The 18569-nt window shown below is 65.5% G+C and carries 16 protein-coding genes; 6 read left to right on the forward strand and 10 right to left on the reverse strand.

Annotation, left to right across the window (positions count from 1 at the left end):
* Together QFZ41_RS11095 and QFZ41_RS11100 are read left to right on the forward strand one after the other, a co-directional pair.
* Positions 1-204, forward strand: coding sequence for a hypothetical protein (locus QFZ41_RS11095; protein WP_306848922.1), 204 nt, complete (start codon positions 1-3; stop codon positions 202-204).
* Positions 205-218: 14 nt separating this feature from the next.
* On the forward strand, positions 219-935 hold the full coding sequence (locus QFZ41_RS11100; RefSeq protein WP_429198829.1) for a ComF family protein: 717 nt from the start codon (positions 219-221) through the stop codon (positions 933-935).
* On the opposite strand, the gene QFZ41_RS11105 is transcribed toward QFZ41_RS11100, so the two are convergent.
* The 10 genes from QFZ41_RS11105 to QFZ41_RS11150 all read right to left on the reverse strand — a co-directional run bounded on the left by QFZ41_RS11105 (position 932) and on the right by QFZ41_RS11150 (position 13355).
* On the reverse strand, positions 932-2428 hold the full coding sequence (locus QFZ41_RS11105; protein ID WP_429198830.1) for a CehA/McbA family metallohydrolase: 1497 nt from the start codon (positions 2426-2428) through the stop codon (positions 932-934). The genes QFZ41_RS11100 and QFZ41_RS11105 overlap by 4 nt on opposite strands.
* A complete protein-coding gene (locus QFZ41_RS11110; protein WP_429198831.1) occupies positions 2428-4917 on the reverse strand; it encodes a TonB-dependent receptor in 2490 nt (829 codons plus the stop codon). Before QFZ41_RS11110 ends, QFZ41_RS11105 begins: the two co-directional genes overlap by 1 nt.
* A 145-nt stretch (positions 4918-5062) precedes the next feature.
* Complete coding sequence (gene ubiA / locus QFZ41_RS11115; RefSeq protein WP_429198832.1) at positions 5063-6070, reverse strand: 4-hydroxybenzoate octaprenyltransferase; 1008 nt, start codon at positions 6068-6070, stop codon at positions 5063-5065.
* A 212-nt stretch (positions 6071-6282) separates the two neighbouring features.
* Positions 6283-6441 carry a hypothetical protein gene (locus QFZ41_RS11120; protein ID WP_429198833.1) on the reverse strand — a complete coding sequence of 53 codons (159 nt, stop codon included), beginning with the start codon at positions 6439-6441 and terminating at the stop codon, positions 6283-6285.
* A 78-nt stretch (positions 6442-6519) separates the two neighbouring features.
* Complete coding sequence (locus tag QFZ41_RS11125; RefSeq protein WP_429198834.1) at positions 6520-8004, reverse strand: mannitol dehydrogenase family protein; 1485 nt, start codon at positions 8002-8004, stop codon at positions 6520-6522.
* A gap of 9 nt (positions 8005-8013) precedes the next feature.
* Positions 8014-9084, reverse strand: a complete 1071-nt coding sequence (locus tag QFZ41_RS11130; protein ID WP_429198835.1) for an ABC transporter ATP-binding protein — start codon at positions 9082-9084, stop codon at positions 8014-8016.
* 11 nt (positions 9085-9095) lie between these two features.
* Complete coding sequence (locus QFZ41_RS11135) at positions 9096-9929, reverse strand: carbohydrate ABC transporter permease (protein WP_429198836.1); 834 nt, start codon at positions 9927-9929, stop codon at positions 9096-9098.
* 10 nt (positions 9930-9939) lie between these two features.
* A complete protein-coding gene (locus QFZ41_RS11140; RefSeq protein ID WP_429198837.1) occupies positions 9940-10815 on the reverse strand; it encodes a carbohydrate ABC transporter permease in 876 nt (291 codons plus the stop codon).
* Positions 10815-12176: an ABC transporter substrate-binding protein gene (locus QFZ41_RS11145; RefSeq protein ID WP_429198838.1), complete on the reverse strand. Its 1362-nt coding sequence runs from the start codon at positions 12174-12176 to the stop codon at positions 10815-10817. The genes QFZ41_RS11140 and QFZ41_RS11145 overlap by 1 nt, the downstream gene beginning before the upstream one ends.
* 252 nt (positions 12177-12428) lie before the next feature.
* Entirely contained in the window at positions 12429-13355 is a 927-nt protein-coding gene (locus tag QFZ41_RS11150) for an AraC family transcriptional regulator (RefSeq protein ID WP_429198839.1), read from the reverse strand.
* 156 nt (positions 13356-13511) lie between these two features.
* On the opposite strand from QFZ41_RS11150, the gene QFZ41_RS11155 reads away from it, so the two are divergent.
* From QFZ41_RS11155 to QFZ41_RS11170, 4 genes are read left to right on the forward strand one after another with little or no spacing between them, the layout of a single operon-like run.
* Complete coding sequence (locus QFZ41_RS11155; RefSeq protein ID WP_429198840.1) at positions 13512-14120, forward strand: hypothetical protein; 609 nt, start codon at positions 13512-13514, stop codon at positions 14118-14120.
* Positions 14121-14140: 20 nt separating this feature from the next.
* On the forward strand, positions 14141-14875 hold the full coding sequence (locus QFZ41_RS11160) for a fimbria/pilus chaperone family protein (protein ID WP_429198841.1): 735 nt from the start codon (positions 14141-14143) through the stop codon (positions 14873-14875).
* Positions 14876-14892: 17 nt separating this feature from the next.
* A complete protein-coding gene (locus QFZ41_RS11165) occupies positions 14893-17382 on the forward strand; it encodes a fimbria/pilus outer membrane usher protein (RefSeq protein ID WP_429198842.1) in 2490 nt (829 codons plus the stop codon).
* Positions 17379-18554 carry a hypothetical protein gene (locus tag QFZ41_RS11170; RefSeq protein ID WP_429198843.1) on the forward strand — a complete coding sequence of 392 codons (1176 nt, stop codon included), beginning with the start codon at positions 17379-17381 and terminating at the stop codon, positions 18552-18554. Before QFZ41_RS11165 ends, QFZ41_RS11170 begins: the two co-directional genes overlap by 4 nt.
* Positions 18555-18569 lie beyond the last annotated feature (15 nt).

An 18569-nucleotide genomic window follows, 5' to 3' on the forward strand; every position in this document is an offset into this window, starting at 1 on the left:
ATGAGCGATGGACAGGGCAGCAGCGGCAACGTGCTTGCCGCGATCTGCAGTTTCTTCATCCCGGGCCTGGGCCAACTGGTACAGGGACGCGTCTTCAAGGCGTTGGTCATGTTCGTGCTCGCCGCGGTGCTGTGGGTCATCTGGCTGGGCTGGATCATCCACCTGTGGTCGATCGTCGACGCCGCCATGTTCCGCCGCCCCTAGGACGCCCGTCTCGCATGGACGCGTTGCCCTGGAAGGAACGAATGGCGCAGGCGGGGCGTTTCTTCCTGCCGCCACGTTGCCTGCTCTGCGCCGCCAGCGGCCGGGGCGGCCTTGAACTGTGCGCCGGTTGCCGGTCCATGTTGATCGGCAATGTGTCTTCGTGTGGCCGTTGCGCGCTTCCCCTGGCCCAGCCGACTCCGGAGTGCGGGGCTTGCCGTACGCATCCGCGGCCCTGGGCGGACGTGTGGGTGCCGTTCGCCTACGCGTGGCCGCTCGACACGCTGGAGATGCGCTTCAAGTTCGGCGGAAGCCTTGCCGCGGGGCGTGTCCTCTCCGCCTGCTGGATGGAAGCGGGACCGCCACCGCTCATGCCGGAGTTGATCGTGCCGGTACCGCTACATGGACGCCGGTTGCGCACCCGCGGCTATAACCAGGCGTTGGAACTGGCGAGGCCGATGGCACGGCGCTATCGGTTGCCTCTCGCGCACGACGTGCTGTGCCGCGTTCGGATGACGGACGCGCAGACGGATCTCGACGCGGCCGCCCGCGCCGGCAATGTGCGTGGTGCGTTCGCGGTGAGCCGCGTGCCGCCGCAGAAGCACGTCGCGGTGGTCGACGATGTGATGACGACGGGAGCGACGATCGCGGAGTGTGCGCGGGTATTGCTGGCGGTGGGTGTCGAGCGGGTGGATGTGTGGGCGTTGGCGCGGACGCCGCTGGCGATGCTCTAGTGATTCACATACACCGGATTGCCCAGGATCAGCACCTTGCCTTCCGCCGAGCGAACATCCACGCGCATCCAGTGCGGCTTGCCGTCGCTCACCCAGTCGAACGACAGCTCACCGTTCGACGGTATCCGCTTCACCGGCACGCCCTCGAAGGGCTTGCCATCCAACGTCACCGCGATCTCGCGCCCTTGAAGCGCTTTCGTGCGCACATTCATGCGCAGTGTCGCACCGTCTTTCACCGCGATCGCATCGCCCATGCCGGCACGCGCGGGACCACTGCTTGCAAGTACGTCCAGCACACGATCGCGCGTCCCTTCCGTGTCGACGAACACATGCCCCGCGCGGATACCATCGAGGATGCCTTGCATCGATAGTTCGCGTGCGTGCACGACCGTCGTCGGCGTGCCGATCACGCCAGCGAATCGATCACGCGGGTCGTCGGTGCCGACGTGACTGTCGCTTCCGCCAATGGCGGTGATGCGCAGCCCCGCGTTCAACTGGGCTTCCCAGAACGGAATACCGGTATCGGCGCGCTCGACATCGCCGCCGTTCACTGCTTCGATCGCCTGGAATCCATGCATGTCCATGGGCGCGAGCGGCGTGAACCCGCATCCCATGCAGGTCTCGTCGTTCGGCCGGCGCGGATGGTTGATCGAGATCAACCCGTGCGCCCGGGCGACGTCGGCCAGCAGCGTGTTCCAGTCCGGCACCTGCTTGCTTCCCACGCGGAAGTCGACGGTGCGGGAAACGCCGAAGAGGTTGGCGTGTCCGGAGAACGTGGTGATCTCGCGCGCCGGAATCAGCAGCATGGTATCGAAATAGGGCTGCATTTCACGCAGCTCGGACACCTGCGACATCGTGTTGTGCTCGGACACGGCGATGAAATCGAGGCCGCGCTTCGCGGCGGAAGCCACCGTGAAGAACAACGGGCAAGGCACCTTCTTCGTGCCTGACGCGTTGAGGCAGTTGCCGTCGCTGTGCGCTGAATGCATGTGCAGATCACCGCGGTACCAGCGGTCGTCCGTGGACAAGGGTGAGGTCAGCCCATGCTCGGGCCCAAAGCCTTCGTCGTCGCCGGAGAGCCATACCCGGGCCGTGTAGGTGGCCTTCGCGATGGGGCGGATATTCGGGATGCCCAGGAGCAGCCGCCACCGCCCGGGCACGATCGCCCCGGGAAGGAAGGACGCCGTGGCGTCGGTGGCCGAGACGGTGAAGCGCCGCTTGCTGCCGCCACTCCAGCCGCGAAAGCCATCCTGCGATTCGAACCCACCCGGCCCGAGCAGGCCCAGGTCGATCGTCGTGCGTTCCTCGCGTCCCGTGTAGTCGACGTCGATGGTGATCCGCGACGTGCCCTTGGGCACGTCGAACGGCACCTCCCGATAGGTGTGCTGGTCGGCGCCGGAAAGCTCGCCCCGGAGGACGAGGTCTGGCGCCCGCTCGGCGGCCACGGCGACGGCGGCGAAGCAGGACAGCAGGAGGGCGATCAGGGCGCGCATCAGAAACGGTACATCGCGGCGAGGCGGAACGAGCGGCCCAGCAGCGGACGGGCGATGAACGTGTTCGCGCCGGCATCGGAGCTCGCCAGTTCGCCCGCGCGCGGGTTGCCTTCCGTGAGCCCGAGCGAATTGGTGATGTTGTCCGCGTACAGGAACAGCGAGAGCTGCGGCGTCGCATCGTAGCGTGCGCTCGCGCCGACCACATGATAGGAAGGCAGCACGACGGAATTGGCGGTATCGACGTAACGCTTGCCTTCATGTTCGTACGACACCTGCAGCCGCAGGCGGCCGTCGAGCAGGTTGACACCAGGCACGATGCGATAGCTGACCTTGGGGACGCGGATCAGCTGGTTGTCGTCGTAGTCACGCAGCACCGGTGCGCCGGCCACCACGTCGGTATAGCTCAGGCCCTTGTACTTCGGGTCCTGCAACGTCGCATTGAACTGCACGTCGAACCACTTCGTGGGGTACAGCGTGCCTTCGAGTTCGAGGCCATAGGTCTTGGTGTTCGCGTAGCCGGTCTGCGGCGTCGAGGTGTTGCCGTTGCGATCGAATACGTTGTTGGTGAAGCTGACGTTGTCGTACTTGGTGTAGAACGCCGTCGCATAGAGGTCCATGAAACGGTCGCTGTACTTCCAGCCCGCTTCGGCCAGGTCCATCGTCTGCAGCAGCGGCGTCGCCGTCGGGTTGGTGATGTAGGTGCTGAGGTTGGGCAGGCGGAACGCCGAGGTCCAGCGCGCGAAAAGGCCCTGACGGGGCGAAAACTGCCAGTTCGCACCGAGCGTCCAACCGGTCTTGTCGAACGACTGGTCGTAATGGGTGAACTGGCCGTTGCCCGTGAGTACCTGGGTGGCCGCGGGGGAGCCTCCGATGTCGACGGTCTGCTTGCCTTCCGTGTATCCCTGCACGTTCACCTTCTCCCAGCGCACGCCGCCGTCGATGCGCAGCTCCGGCGTGACCTGCCATTCGTCGGAGGCGTAGAACGCATTGGTTTTCGACTTTCCGCTGGCGTGCTCCCACTCGTATCCATAGCGATAGAAGCCATGGTCGGTCAGCGAACCGAGGACGTTGCCATTGGCGTCCACGCCAACGAGGTCGAGCAGCCGCGCATTGTCCCGAGCGTCGGTCAGCACGGTGGACGAATACCGGTCGAAGTCCTGCTCGAAATTGGCGTGGTAATAGCCGAAGGTCACGTCGTGGCTCTGGTCGCCGAACTCGAACTTGCGCAGCACGCGCGTGTCGTTGATGAACTCGTCCACGGGCAGGGTGACACCGCGCAAACCTTCGGTCACCACCAGGCCGTTGCCATTCTGGTTGGCCACGTTGAAGACCTGCGAGGGGTTGTCCACGTAGCGGAACTGCAGCGCGGAGGCGCCCGGGATGGCGGACAGGCGCTTGCCGTCCTGCGCGATGAACGAGCTGGCGCTCTGCAAGGCGTTCGGGAATACGCCGTTGCGTTGCGTGTCGGTGGTGCTGTAGCGCATCGACTCGGCCAGCTTCCAGTCGTCGCCCAGGTCGTGGTCGAACTTGAACGACACCTGGGTGCGCTTCACGTGCGTCCCTTCGGTATTGTCGAAGTCGTAGAGGCCGCCGCCGGCCTCGCGCATCTGCACATGTTCGGTTTCGGGTCCGGCCAGGGTGCCGTAGTTGCCGTTGAAGCCGGGTACCGCTCGAATGTCGCCGTTCCCGTTGGTGCGCATCGGTATGCCCAGATACAGGGCGACCTTGTCGTCCATGTGCTTCACGTCGAAGCTGATGTCGCCGTGCTCGAGCTGCTTCGATAGCGTCGCGCGCAACTGGCCACCGTCGTCGGCGTTGAACTGCGGGCGGCGCACGCCATCGTCCACGCGCCAGAAGCCGCCGACGCCGAGCTTCCAGCCACCACCGATCGGCGTGCCGTACCAGAAATCGAGCCGGTTCAGCGAATAATTGCCGACCGTGTACTTCACCAGGCCTTCCGCCGTGTCGCCGACCTTGCGCGGAATGAAGTTGATCGCGCCGGCCGGCGCATTGGAATAGAACACGGACGAGGGGCCACCGCGGACTACCTCCACGCGCTCGATCGTCTCGTCGAGGCGGAAGGCCTGATCGGCGTTCAGATAACCCAGTGCGGGATCGTGCTGTACGGGAATACCGTCTTCGAGCAGCGTGACCGAGCCGTAGCCATCGACCGGAATGCCGCGGGCGCGGATGTTGCCGGACGCCTCGCCGCCGGACGATTCCACCCAGAACCCGGGCACGGACTTCACCGCCTCGGTGACGCTGGTGGGTGCCTGCATGCGCAGGCGGTCCTCGTCGATCGTGGTGATCGAGTAGCTGGTTTCGGCCTTGGTCCGCGTTTCCACGCCGGAACGTGCCGTGACCACGACGTTGTCGAGGTCGGTGGTCTTCTTCTGCGGATTGCCGTCCTCGGCGTGGATGGTGGCGGAAACGAGCAACGCGCCGGCGAGCGCCGCGCGCACGGCACGGCTGAGCAGGGTCTTACGCATCTTTTTGTCTTCCGGGGGAGTGGGGGCTGGAAGCCCGCGACCCGCAGGAACTTATGCGTTACCGATGACGGAACGGCTGAGATTTCATGACGGTCCCATTTCAATCGAGCGAAATGATGACGGCCGCCTCAGCCTGTGATGGCGGTCACAAGGCGAGGGCGATGACGATCCCGAGCCACAAGGCGAGGCCGACCCAGTTGTTGTGGCGGAACGCGGTGAGGCAAGCCGTGCGATCGCGGTCGCGCATGATCCATTGCTGGTAGCCGAACAAGCCAGCGGTGGTGGCGAGCCCGATCCAGTACGGCCAACCCAGCGCCGAGCGCGTACCCACCAGCAGCATCGCCAGCAGGAAGGTGCCCATGAGGACGCCGATGATGACCAGGTCCGCATCGGCGAACAGGATCGCCGTGGACTTCGCGCCGGCCCTGATGTCCTCGTCGCGGTCGACCATCGCGTATTCGGTGTCGTAGATCACCGACCACAGGATGTTGGCGATGAACAGCAGCCAGGCCACCGGCGGCACGCTGTCGGTCACGGCGGCGAAGGCCATAGGTATCGACCAGCCGAACGCGGCGCCGAGTACCACCTGGGGCAGGTTCGTGTAGCGCTTGGTGAACGGGTAGACGGCGGCGAGCGCGGCGCCGGCGAACGAAAGCAGGATCGTGAGCTTGTTGGTGAACAGCACAAGCACGAACGAGAACACCAGCAAGCCAGCGAAGATGTACAGCGCCTCGCGCGGTGTCACCCGTCCGCTGGCGATGGGCCGGCCAGCCGTGCGTGCCACCTGCGGATCCAGTTTGCGGTCGGCATAGTCGTTGATGGCGCAGCCCGCCGAGCGCATGGCGAACACGCCGAGGGTGAAGATGACCAGCGGGCCGACCGGCGGGAAATCCTTCGCCGCGAGCCACAGCGCCCACCAGGTCGGCCACATCAGCAACAGTGCGCCGATGGGCCGGTCCATGCGGGTGAGCACGAGGTAAGCGTGAACCTTCTCGCGCCGCGCGGGCGGCAAGCCCTTCAGGAGGAAGGCGAGCACGCGCTCGGCGTTGGTCGAGGCGTCGGCGGGGCGGGAGACGGGCGTCGACGCAGCGATCTTGCGGTGGGAAGGCGTCGCCTTGCGCCGCGGCGAGGGTTTGCGGGAGGTGGGGCTCATGCGAGAAGTCTAGCCGACCCGGCGGCGCGAATCGCCGACAAGGTCGGCTCCCACACCGGCTTACCAGACTCCCACACACCGCTCTGGTGGAAGCCGACCTTGTCGGCGATCCCGCGGCAGCGGGCCAGGTTGCGGCTAGCACCCATCGCCGCTGAAGCGGCTCCCACACTGAAGCCGCTCCCATAAGAGTCGCTCACGCCGGGCGAGCGTCTTTAACGCTCCAATGGCTCGATCGGGTCGTCGTCCACGGGTGGCTCCGGGTCCGCGTCGCGCTCGGGTTTATAGCTTCCCGGCTTGCGGATCTCATCTTCAGGACGGTTCTTTCCCGGTTCGGCGAACGGCGGTTGGGGATTTGTCGGGGTGTAAGGCATCTCTGGACTCCAGTCGACCATGTTGGCATTCAACCTAGGTTGGCAGGGGTGAAGTCCCCGGGTACACCCCGTAAAGCTTCAGTCGAGGAGGGTGTCGAGCCGCTCCAGCGTCCACCGTACGCCATGCGATGAGAGGGCCTCGACGCAGGTGTCGTATTGCTTGCGGAAACGCGGGTCCCTGGCCGGTAGAGGCCCCACCAGTTCGACGCTTTCGATCAGGGTGTCCTTCGAACCGCTGTCGATCATCGGCTGGACCAGGCGCATCGCGTTCGGTTCGCGCAGCGGATAAGTCTCTCCGTTGTCGTCCTTGCCCACGCGAACATAGCGGTCGAACGCGGCAAGGAGGAAGGCCAGGCGGCGGGCGTCGTTGCCATGCTCCAGGCAGGCCGTGATCGTGGGCCCCAGGAAGCCCGGAATTTTGGAACCACCGTCGAGGCAGAGCCGGTCGAGCTGGTCGGCGATCGACGCGTTGCTGAAGCGCTCCAGCAGCTTCTTCTTGTACGGTTCCAGGTCCATGCCCGGCAGCGAGGACAGCCACACGCCCGCGTCACGGTCGAGGAAATCCGAGAGATAGCGGTGGAACAGAGGATCCTTCACGGCCACGTCCACTCGCCGGTGCCCCGCGAGGAAGGCCGGGTACGAGAGCATCTGGTGAGAACCATTGAGCAGCCGGATCTTCGCGTCCTCATAGGGCGACACATCGGCCACGATCTGCACGCCATGGTTCTCCCAAGCCGGGCGGCCCTGGCGGAACGTGTCCTCGAGCACCCACTGGATGAAGTCTTCGCAGACCACAGGCGCCCGGTCGTCGAGTCCGGTGGCGGCATTCAACCGCTCGCGCACGGCCGGTGTCGTCGCGGGGGTGATGCGATCGACCATCGCGTTGGGGAAGTCCACGTGCCGCTCGATCCATGTGGCGAGTTCGGGCGAACGGGCCCGCGCGAACGCCAGCACGGCCTTCTTCGCCTGCGCACCGTTATGCCGGAGGTTGTCGCACGACATCACGGTGAACGCGGGAACGCCGGCGGAGCGGCGCCGTTCCAACGCACCCACGAGGTAGCCGAAGACCCCGCGTGGCGAGGCGGGATGCGCCAGGTCGTGCGCCACCGTCTCGTCGTCCACGCGGAAGTTTCCGTGTTCGTCGATAAGGTAGCCACCCTCGGTGATGGTCAGCGAGACGATCCGGATGGAGGGATCGGCGAGGCGGTCGAGCACCCGGGAGCCGTCGCGGGGCGCATAGAGGTAATCCACCATGGCTCCTACGAGGCGGGTCGTGCGCACACCCCTGGCATCGAACTCGCTGACGGAATACAGGCCGTCCTGTGCCATCAGGGCGTCGGCCAGTGGCGCATCGTGTTCGAGCAGGTTGATGCCGACGATGCCCCACTCGCGCATGGCCTCATCGGCGAGCACGCGGTTCGTGTAGATGGCCAGGTGCGCGCGATGGAAGGCGCCGACGCCGATATGCGCGATGCCGGCTGTCACCGTGCGCCGGTCGAAGGGCGGCGGTTCGATGCCGGCGGGCAGTCGATCGAGGATGTCGTTGCTCAGGGAAACGGGCATGGCGGGTTCTTACGGATGGTGAATGGCGACACCGGAGGTATCGAAGAGATGCGCATGGGTGAGGTCCAGGCGGATGCAGATATCGCGGCCCGCGCGGCGGTCGAAGTCACCATCGGCACGCACCGTGACCGGACCGACCTGCGGTACGTCGACATAGGCATAGGTCTCGCTGCCCAGCCGCTCGACGACGGTGAGCTTGCCGTTGACGGTTTCGCCGGTGCCGTCTCCATCGCAGACTTGCAGGTGTTCCGGACGAATGCCGATGGTGACCTCGCCTGGGGTCGACGACGCGCCCGGCACGGCGACGGTATTGCCGTTGCGAAGGCGGAACGCGCCACCTTCCGTCGTGGCATCGAGGAAATTCATTCGCGGCATGCCCAGGAAACCGGCGACGAACCGATTCACCGGTCTGCGGTAGAGATCCATCGGCTTGCCGATCTGCTCGATGCGTCCCTCGCTGAAGATGGCGATACGGTCGGCCAGCGTCATCGCCTCGACCTGGTCGTGTGTCACGTAGATCATCGTGGCGTTGAGTTCCTGGTGCAGCCGCGCGATCTCCAGGCGGGTGGCCGCCCGCAGCGCGGCGTCGAGGTTGGACAGCGGCTCGTCGAACAGGAAGACGCGCGGCTCGCGGGTGATCGCGCGTCCGATCGCCACGCGCTGCCGTTGCCCGCCGGAGAGCGCGGAGGGCTTGCGCTCCAGGTAAGGCTCCAGGGCGAGGATCTTCGTCGCGCGCGCGACTTTCTCGTCGATCACGCGCGGGTCCATCTTCGCCAGCTTCAGGGCGAACGACATGTTCTCGCGCACCGTCATATGCGGGTAGAGCGCATAACTCTGGAACACCATCGCGAGGTCGCGCTTGTCGACCGCACGATCGGTGATGTCGTCCTGGTCGAGCAGGATCTGCCCGTCGTCGGCTTCCTCCAGGCCGGCGATCAGGCGCAACGTCGTCGACTTGCCGCAGCCGGACGGGCCGAGGAACACGCAGAACTCGCGATCCTCGACCACGAGGTCGATGCCCTTGATGACGTCGACGCCCTCGAACGACTTGCGCAGCGAACGTATTTCCAGACGGGACATGGGTGTGGCTCCTATTTGACTGCGCCGAAGGTGAGGCCGCGAACGAGCTGGCGCTGCGACAGCCAGCCGAGCACGAGGATCGGTGCGCAGGCCAGGGTCGACACGGCGGACAACTTCGCCCAGAACAAGCCCTCGGGACTCGAGAACGAGGCCACCAGCGCCGTCAGGGGCGCCGCGTTGGCGGTAGTGAGGTTGAGCGACCAGAACGCCTCGTTCCAGGACAGGATGAGGCAGAGCAGCGCGGTCGAGGCGAGGCCGCCGCGGCTGACCGGGATCAGCACCCGGAACATGGTCTGCCATGTGCTGGCACCGTCCATGCGTGCCGCTTCCAGGATGTCGTAGGGAATGTCGCGGAAGTACGTGTAGATCATCCACACCATGATCGGCAGGTTGATCAGCGCGAAGATCACGACCAGTGCGGTCTTCGAGTCCAGCAGGTTCAGGTCGCGGCAGATCAGGTAGATGGGCACGAGCACGCCGACACCGGGGAGCATCTTCGTCGAGAGCATCCACAGCAGCACGTCCTTGGTGCGCTTCGTCGGGTGATAGGCGAAGGCATACGCCGCCGGCACCGCCACGATCATGCCGAGGATGGTCGCGCCGCCCGCGGTGACGATCGAGTTCCACGCGTAGTGCAGGTAATTCGCGCGGGCGAGGATCTGCTCGTAGTTCTCCAGCGTTGGCGTGAACAGGAAATGCGGAGGCATGCTGAAAGCGTCGAGCTCCGACTTGAAGCTGGTCAGCAGCATCCAGAGGATGGGAAAGAACACCACGAGGGCGACGATCCACGAGGCGATCGCGCGGATGGTGCGGGCGAGGCGGCGCTGGGGTTTCTTCTGTGTCATGGTGGCCTCCTCAACGCGCCGTCAACGACTTGCCGATCAGGCGGATCAGGAACACCGCCATGATGTTGGCCAGTACCACCGCGACGAGTCCTCCGGCCGATGCCGCGCCGACGTCGAATTCGAGCAGGGCCTGGGTGTAGACGAGGAACGGTATGTTGGTGGTCGCGTCGCCCGGGCCACCGTTGGTGGTGACGTAGATCTCGGCGAAGATGTTGAGCAGGAAGATCGCCTCGACCATCACCACCACCGCGATGGGCCTGGCCAGATGCGGCAAGGTGAGATAACGGAAGATCGCCATCCCGCGCGCCCCGTCCATCCGCGCCGCTTCCAACTGCTCGCGGTCGAGCGATTGCAGCGCGGTGACGAAGATGAGGATGGCGAACGGCAGCCACTCCCATGACACGACCACGATCACCGAGAGCAGCGGCCAGTCGGCGAACCAGTTCACGGGCGTCGCGCCGAACAGCTTCCAGATCCAGGCCAGGAAGCCGGATACCGGGTTCATCAGCAGGTTCTTCCAGACCAGCGCGGCCACCGTCGGCATGATGAAGAACGGCGAGATAAGCAGCATGCGCACGATGCCCTGCCCGGGAAAGGTTTCGTCGACCAGCACGGAGATCAGCACGCCGCCGGCCACGGTGATGGCGAGCACGCTGCCGACCAGCACGATGGTGTTGAACACGGAGGCCCAGAAGCTGGGATAGGTGAAGAAGTAAGCGAAGTTCTCCAGGCCCACGAACGACGATTTCCCCGGATAGAGGAGGTTGTAGTACTGCGTGGAGAAGTACAACGTCATCGCCAGCGGCACGATCATCCATACCAGCAGCATGAGGATGGCCGGCTGTGCGAGCAGCCTTTCCGGGCGTTTGCGGACGCGCGCGTTCATCACGGCGACTCCTTCTGGATGACCGGTTTCTTGTCGTAGTACCCGGCGCGCTTCATGGTGCGGTCGACGGCACCCTGCGCCGTATGCAGCAGTTCGTCCACGTTGCCGCGCCCGGCGAGCGCGCCGGCGATCTGCCGTCCGACCAGGGTGGCGACGGCCTGGAACTCCGGAATCGAGACGATCTGGATGCCCTTGTAGGGGACGGGCTTCAACGTCGGATGCGCGGGGTCCACCGCTTTCAGCGAATCGTAGGTCACCTGCGCGAAAGGAGCGGCCTTGATGTAGGCCTGGTTGGCATACGTGGATTCACGTGTGCCGGGTGGCGTGGATTCCTCGCCGTATTTATCCGCGACCATGCGCAGGTACGGCTTCGACGTGGCCCACAGGATGAAATCGCGCGCGGCGTCGGCTTGCCGGGAACTGGCGGGAATCGCCAGCGACCACACCCACAGCCATGACGAGCCACGATCGGTGACTTGGTGTGGCGAGCGTACGAAGCCGACCTTGCCCGCCACCGAACTCTCCTTCGGATTGGACACCGTGCCGCCACCCACGCTCGCGTCCACCCACATGGCGCAACGCCCCGCGGAGAACAGCGCGAGGTTCTCGTTGAATCCGTTGTCGGAAGGACCGGGCGGGCCGTACTTCGATAGCAGGTCGACATAGAAATTCACCGCCTGATGCCACTCCGGCGTGTCGATCTGCGGCTTCCACTCCTCGTCGAACCATCGGCCGCCCCAACTGTTCACGATGGTGCCGAGCAAGGCCATGTTTTCGCCCCAGCCGGCCTTGCCTCGCAGGCAGATGCCATACACGCCGTGCGCCGGATCGTGGAGCTTCTGCGCGAACCCACGGATCTGGTCCCAGGTGGGCGCAGCCGGCATGGTCAGGTTCGCTTTCGCGAACAGGTCGGTGCGGAAGTAGGTGATGCTGGCCTCGGCGTAGAAGGGCAGCGCGTAGAGCTGGCCGTCCACCGTCAGTTGTTCGCGCACGTTCTTGAAGATGTCGTCGGCCGCGTAGTCGGCCGGCAGGTTGTCCAGGGGTTTCAGCCACCGCTGGGCGCCCCACAGCGGCGCCTCGTAAGCGCCGATCGTGATCACGTCGAACTGGCCGCCGTGCGTGGCGATGTCCGTGGTGAGGCGCTGGCGCAGCGTGTTCTCTTCCAGCACTACCCAATTGAGGTGCACGCCCGGATGCGCTTTCTCGTACTCGGGCGAAAGCGCCTGCATGCGCACCATGTCGGCATTGTTCACCGTGCCGATCGTCAGCGTCGTGTCGGCATGCGCCAGACCCGCGATCCCTGGCAGCGTGGCGGACAGGGTGATGGCGAAGGCGCCGAGCCGGTTCCGGTAATCGCTCATCTTGCCTCCCCAGGCGGGCGGTCGAATGGATGAACGTTTATAGGTTCAGCGAGGGCAGGGTCACCAATACGTGGCGTGTCGTTTTACGGTGAAAATGCATACTTTCTTGCGCGATACCGCTGCTGCCGGCTCCTTGGAAGCAAGGCGCGGCCGTCCTTATGCTGCGGCGCGACAACGGGCCGTGGCAGCAAAAAAGTATGTGAAACAGGTGAGTGGATTCCTTCCGGGCATGCGGCGTGCCGCGACGCGCCATCAGAGGTCGGCGGGTGGCCGACGATGACGCATCCGGTATTCGCGCGGCGTCATCCCGATGAGGATCAGGAAGCGCCGGTTGAAGTTCGACAGGTTGCTGAAGCCGACCTCGTAGCAGATGTCGGTGATCGATCCCTGCGACGAGGCCAGCCGCTCGCATGCGCGTTGAATGCGGATCTGGTTGACGTAGTCGATGAAGCGATAACCCGTGTGCTGGTGGAAGAATCGAGAGAATGCCGACTCGGACATGTCCAGCCGGTCCGCCACGGCCTTCAACGATACGTCGCCCGCGTGGTGGCGGTCGATGTAGGTCACGGCACGGTGCAGCTTCATCGACTGGCTGGGATCGGCGGAGGCCTGGAACGGACGGCTGCTCAACGCATGCCGTGTCTCGTCCTCGGCCAGTGCCTCGATCATCTCGAAGAAGCTCGCCACGCGGCGAAGGCCGGGGTGTGCCGCGACACGGCGGAAATATGGTTCCAGCGTGCGTCCGAGCTCCGGGGAGAACCCGATGCCATGACGGGCCTCTTCGAGCAGCAGCGACTTCACATGGCGCGCCGATGGAAGGAAATCGATGCAGCGGCGGACGAACGCTTCGGAAAAAAGGATGACCCGATCGCGCAGCGCAGCAGGTTCGCAATCGTCGTCGGTCACCCAGTTATGCGGCACGTTGGGACCCGTGAGCATCAGCGTGTACGGAGCGAAGCGGCCTTCGTAATCGCCGACGTAGGCGGTGCCTTCAGTGGCCACGATGAGGTGCAGCTCGTACGCCGGGTGGTAATGCCAGCGGATCAAGCGGCTGCGCGAGCCGTGATCGAGATAGTGGATGGAGGGTTCGTCGGAAAGACCCAGCAGGTCTTGCTCGCGTCCGAGCGCCGAGGTGTCGGCAAGAGGCGGCGGCAGCGAGAGGGCGGCACGGCGATTCATGGCATGAGCCTACTCTTTCAGCGCCGTGATGACCAAGTAGCCGCCGGTTTTAGGAGTAATCCTATGTCGGCCAACGCGTTGCTTTCACTAAGATGCCGCCTCGCCACAAGGAGAACGTGCGAGATGCGTCACATGGCTTTGTTTACGGCTGCCACGATGGCACTCCTGGCGCCGCTGGCCGCCACGGCCGCCGATACCGCGGAACTGAAGGTCACGGGTACGATCACGCCGGCTTCGTGCAGCGTGTCTATCCTCGGCCCGGCGGACGTGCAGCTCGATCCGGTGAAACTCTCGGATTTCACCCCGGGCCAGGACCTGGCCCTCGAAACGAAAGAAGCGAGCCTGAGCATCGATTGCCAGGGTGCGCCCGCGCGATTCCGCCTGAAGGCCGCCGACTCGGGTGAAGGCGTCTCCACGGTGGGTGCCAATCACTACAGCCTGGGCAGGAATCTCCAGGGCGGTGGCAATGCCGCGAACGGCTACTTCAAGCTGAGCATCGATGCGGAAGCGATGGCGTCGCGGTACGTGCTGAAGTCCACCGATAGTGGCGCCGGCCAGGCGTGGGCTACGCCCGTCACCGGCGAGGTGGCGTTCGATCATGACGGCGAGGCGTTTGCTTTCGCCAACCAGGCGGACGCTACCGAACCGGCCGCGCTGACCAGCCTGACCGTACCGCTGAAGATCGCCGCGGTCCTGGCGAAGGATCCGGTCGTCAATGAAGACGTGGCGCTTTACGGAAGAGCCACGATCGAAATTTTCTATTGACGTTCACCCGGAGCGGCGACGTGTCGAGTCATCATGATTCCTCCAGGCGCGCGCTGCGTGTCATGCTTGCCGTCGCGTTGCCGGCCCTGGCCCCGGTGACGCCTGCCCTTGCCGATGGCATGTTGCCCGAGACATCGGTCGTCATCGTCTATGAAGACAAGGGCGAGGCGACGATCCATGTCAGGAACAGCGACCCGAGGCCCTCGCTCCTGCATGTCACCCTGCAGGACATCCCTGAGGACGCCGAGCCCTTGCTGTTCGTCACACCGCCGGTGTCCCGTGTCGAACCGGGCGAGAGCCAGCTCGTCAGGTTCATCCTGCGCAACGCACGGCCGCTCAAGACACAGCGCCTGAAACGGGTCGTGTTCGAAGGACTGCGGCCGAAGAACAAGCTGGAGCCGGGCCGTGCCACCGTCTCGGTGAACATCCGGCAGAACCTGCCAGTGATCCTGCATCCCAAGGGCCTGGTTCCCAACCGGGAGCCATGGAAAGGGCTGACCTGGTCCGTCGCCGGAGGTGAACTCGTCGTTCGCAACGACACTCCGTACGTGGTGCGCATGGGCCAGGAAGTCATCCTCCTGCCATCGATGACACCCGTCAGGGTTCCGGCCGGCTACGTGCTGCCAGGAAGCAGGCATGCGCTGCCGCTGCCCGAAGCCGCGCGAGCCACGACGTCGGTACGCTTGCATCCCGCCACCGTTTATGGGTTCGCGGTGGAGTCCTACGACGCATCGTTGTCCGTCGCCAGCGACTGAACGGCGAGCCCGTATTCATGAATCCGCCCGTTACCGGGCGCCGGCTTTGCGGCGCACAGCTGCGTCTGGCGCTTCTGCCGTTGGCGTGCGCGCCGGACATGGTGAATGCGCACGCCGGCTTCGGGGCGGCCAACGCGCCCTCGACGTCCCCCTCCATGGCCGGCGGCGACACCGATATCGAGTTCGACGAGCACATGTTGAAGCTGCGCGGTATCGACCCGAAGCTGGCGGTGTACTTCCGCAGGGCTCCCCGTTTCACCGCGGGCCATCACGTGGTGTCACTGGCGGTCAACGGGAAAGCCATGGGCACGGTAACGGTGCGCTTCGACGAGCGCGGCATGCCATGCATCGACCAGACATTGCTCGATGCCGCGGAAGTGGACGTGGAACGTGCCGCCTCCGGCGACCTGGCGGCTTCGCCATGCCCGGATCTCGCGACGATGTACCCGTCGTCGGAGATCGAACTGAATCCGGGGAAGGCGGCGATATCCCTGTTGGTCCCCACCGAGGCATTACGCACGCGACAACGCGACCTTTCGGCTTACGCGCGTGGCGGTATGGGCGCGTTACTGAACTACGAACTCGTCGGACTGGACAGCCGCTGGGGCTCGCGCACCAGCCGTTACCGGTCCGCCAATACCGAACTGGGCTTCAACGCGGGCGACTGGGTGGTCCGCAGTCGCCAGGTATCCACATCCGCCGACGGGCGGCAGCACATCGAACTGCTCGACACCTACGCCAGCCGCTCGTTCGCCCGGTACCGCGCCGTGGTGCAGGCCGGCGAGATAAACGCCTTGAATCCCGCCTTGTCCGGTGCGCAGGTCACCGGTGTGCAAGTGACGAGCGAGCTGGCGTTGGCCAGCCAGGGTGTGGGTGCGACGGTCGAAGGGATCGCGCAGGGCCCGGCGCGCGTCGAGGTTCGGCAGGACGGCGTGCTCGTGTATGCCACGCTCGTACCCCAGGGGCCGTTCACCCTGACCGGGATTCCCCGCATCAACCGCCACGCCAACCTCGACGTCACCGTGACCGGTGCCGACGGCGACGCACGTCGTTTCAGCGTCAGCGGTGCCCAGTCCGGCGCGGCGGACACGGCGCCGGGATACGCGCTCGCCGTGGGGCGTTTGCGCAACACGGGGCTGCAGGAAGCGCCATGGATCGTCAGTGCGGGCTGGAGCGGCCCACTCGATCGCCACGTGTCGCTGAACGCGGGCGTCATGGCTGCCTCGCGCTATCACGCCATGGGGCTGGGCATCGGGGTAGCCATGGCGAAGGACACGCAATGGCAGGTGAACCTGGCGGGATCGAATGCGGCGCGGGAAGGTGCCAGGGGCTGGCAGGGCATGGTTGCCCTGTCCCGGCGGCTGCATGGCCACTGGTCGATCGGGCTCGCCCACTCGCGGCAGAGCCGGGGATTCCGGGAGTTGCTGGATACCACGGTGGTGCGGAACGTCGCCTTGCGCCGTTCACGCTACCGGGACCAATCGTCGGCGAGCGTGTCGTGGTCGCATCCCCGCCTTGGCAGCCTCAGCGCGGGATATTCCCGCACCGTGCTGATCAACCAGCGCGGCGGCAGGCGTGCGCAGGCGTCATGGGCGTCGCGCGTCGGGCGGGCGTCGGTTTCGCTGTCCGCCGAATGGAGTCTCGGTCGCGTGCGTCGCCAGCAGGGCGGCAGTGTGTATTTCAGTGTCAGCGTCCCGCTCGGCGAGAATCGCCGGCTTGGCACATCCGTGCGCCGCTATGCGGGAGAGACACGTTACGGCGCCCAGTTCTCCGGGCAGGTCAACGACTATGCAAGCTACCGCACCGGGTTGGAATACGGTTCGGGCGACCGGCGCCGTAGCGTCGATGCCGGCGTGTCGCTCTTGCCGCGCTATGTGCAGGTCGACGGCAGCTACACGCGAAACGCCGACAGCACCACATACGGCATCGGCTTGCGCGGCGGCCTCCTCTGGCATGCGCATGGCGTGACGGCATCGCCCTATCCCGTGCGGGATACGTTCGGCGTACTGTCCGCGGGCGACAGCGCAGGCGTCCGCATCTCGACGCCGAGTGGCCCGGTATGGACCGATGCCCGCGGTTACGCCGTGTTGCCGCAGCTCACGCCGTACGGCAGGAGCAGCATCGAAGTCGCCACCGATTCACTGCCGCGAAACGTGGATATCGACAACGGCGCGGCCGTCGTCGAGGTGGGCCGCGGGGCGGTCGCCTCCCTTTCCTTCGGCGTGTCCAGGACGCGCCGTGTGCTGCTGACCGTTGTGACGGTGGACGGGCGAAGCTTGCCGGCGGGAGCCACCGTGACGGATGAGCGAGGCGAGCTGGTCGGCCTGGTGCAGGGTGATAGCCAGATATTCGTCGCGAACGCGCTGGCGACGCCACGCTTGTCGGTGAGCGGGCCCGACCTGCCGCGCTGTGAACTGGATTTCCGCTTGGAAGAACAGGTGAAACCCGGCGTTTACTACGAATCGGCCTCGGCGGTATGCCGTGCGGTGCGAGGGCGCGACCCATGACGTGCCTGCGTTCCGGCCCTTCGGGCATGCGCCTGCCAGGCGCCATCGTCGCCGCGTGGATGCTGTTGCCGGGACTCGCGATGGCACGCGAAGCCGGATGCGAAGTGACGTCTGACACCGCCACGATCGATTACGGACGGCTCAGCCGCGCGACGACCGTACCCACCGGGAATGGCGAACTGGTATTGCCATCGCGCACGGCGAGGCTGGAAGTACGTTGTTCGCAGCCGGAGGACATGACGATGTTCTTCCGGGCGGTGCCGCTGAACGCGCAGGCATTTCGCTTCGCGGACCAGGGCCGGTTTTCACTCCGGCTGCGCGATGGCCTGCTCGACGGCGAACCGGTGAATCTGGCCCAGTTGGACAGGCCCGGCGCCCCGCCGTTACGGACGGGCGCTTCGCTGCCCTGGCTACCCGGTCAAGGGATCGCGCCGCTGAAGGCGGGATTCATCGCCACCGGCAAGGTATTCACTGCCTATGTCGACATCGATGCCAGGCTCGACGCCGCCGCACTGAACGTCGGCGACGCGACCCGGTGGCAATCCGGCGGCCGGATCGAGGCGAGCGGAGCTTCGCGCGAATTTTCGGTGCAGGCCGAGGCGATCGCGGGAAGCTGCAGCGTGGATGTGATCCGGCACATCGCCTTCGGTACGCTTCATTCGACCGATCTCGACATCCACGGCGCTTCCACTGCCATCCATGCGGCGCAGCGCGGTGAATTGCAGGTGCGCTGCGATGCGCCCATCCCGATCGCGTTGCGTGTCCAGCGCGACGAGCGGGCGGGAACGGTGGCCGCGCCGGTCGGCCTCGGCGTGAGTTATCCGGACGACCAGTTGTTCGGCCTCGGGACGACCCGCGCGGGGGCGAACATCGGTGCCTACGTGCTGCGCTGGGCCGCGACGGCGATGTCCGCCCAGGGAGAATTACTGGCGACACGATCCGTCGACCATGGCCATTCCTGGGCGCCGACCGCCGGGAGCGCCGTAGCCAGCCACGCACCGTCCGAGCGCATGGGTTACGCCAGTTCTTCCCATGTGGCGGCGGGGCCCGCCGCGGTGGCCATGCTCGATGTGATGCTCGACGCGGAGATCTACATCGCACCCATACACCTGCTTCCGCGCAGCGAAGAGATCGGGGCGGACGGCCTCGTGAGCTTCGAAATCATTTATTGAAGTCATTCCACAAGG

Origin of the sequence: Luteibacter sp. W1I16 (assembly GCF_050434905.1) — a bacterium.
Taxonomy (GTDB): domain Bacteria; phylum Pseudomonadota; class Gammaproteobacteria; order Xanthomonadales; family Rhodanobacteraceae; genus Luteibacter.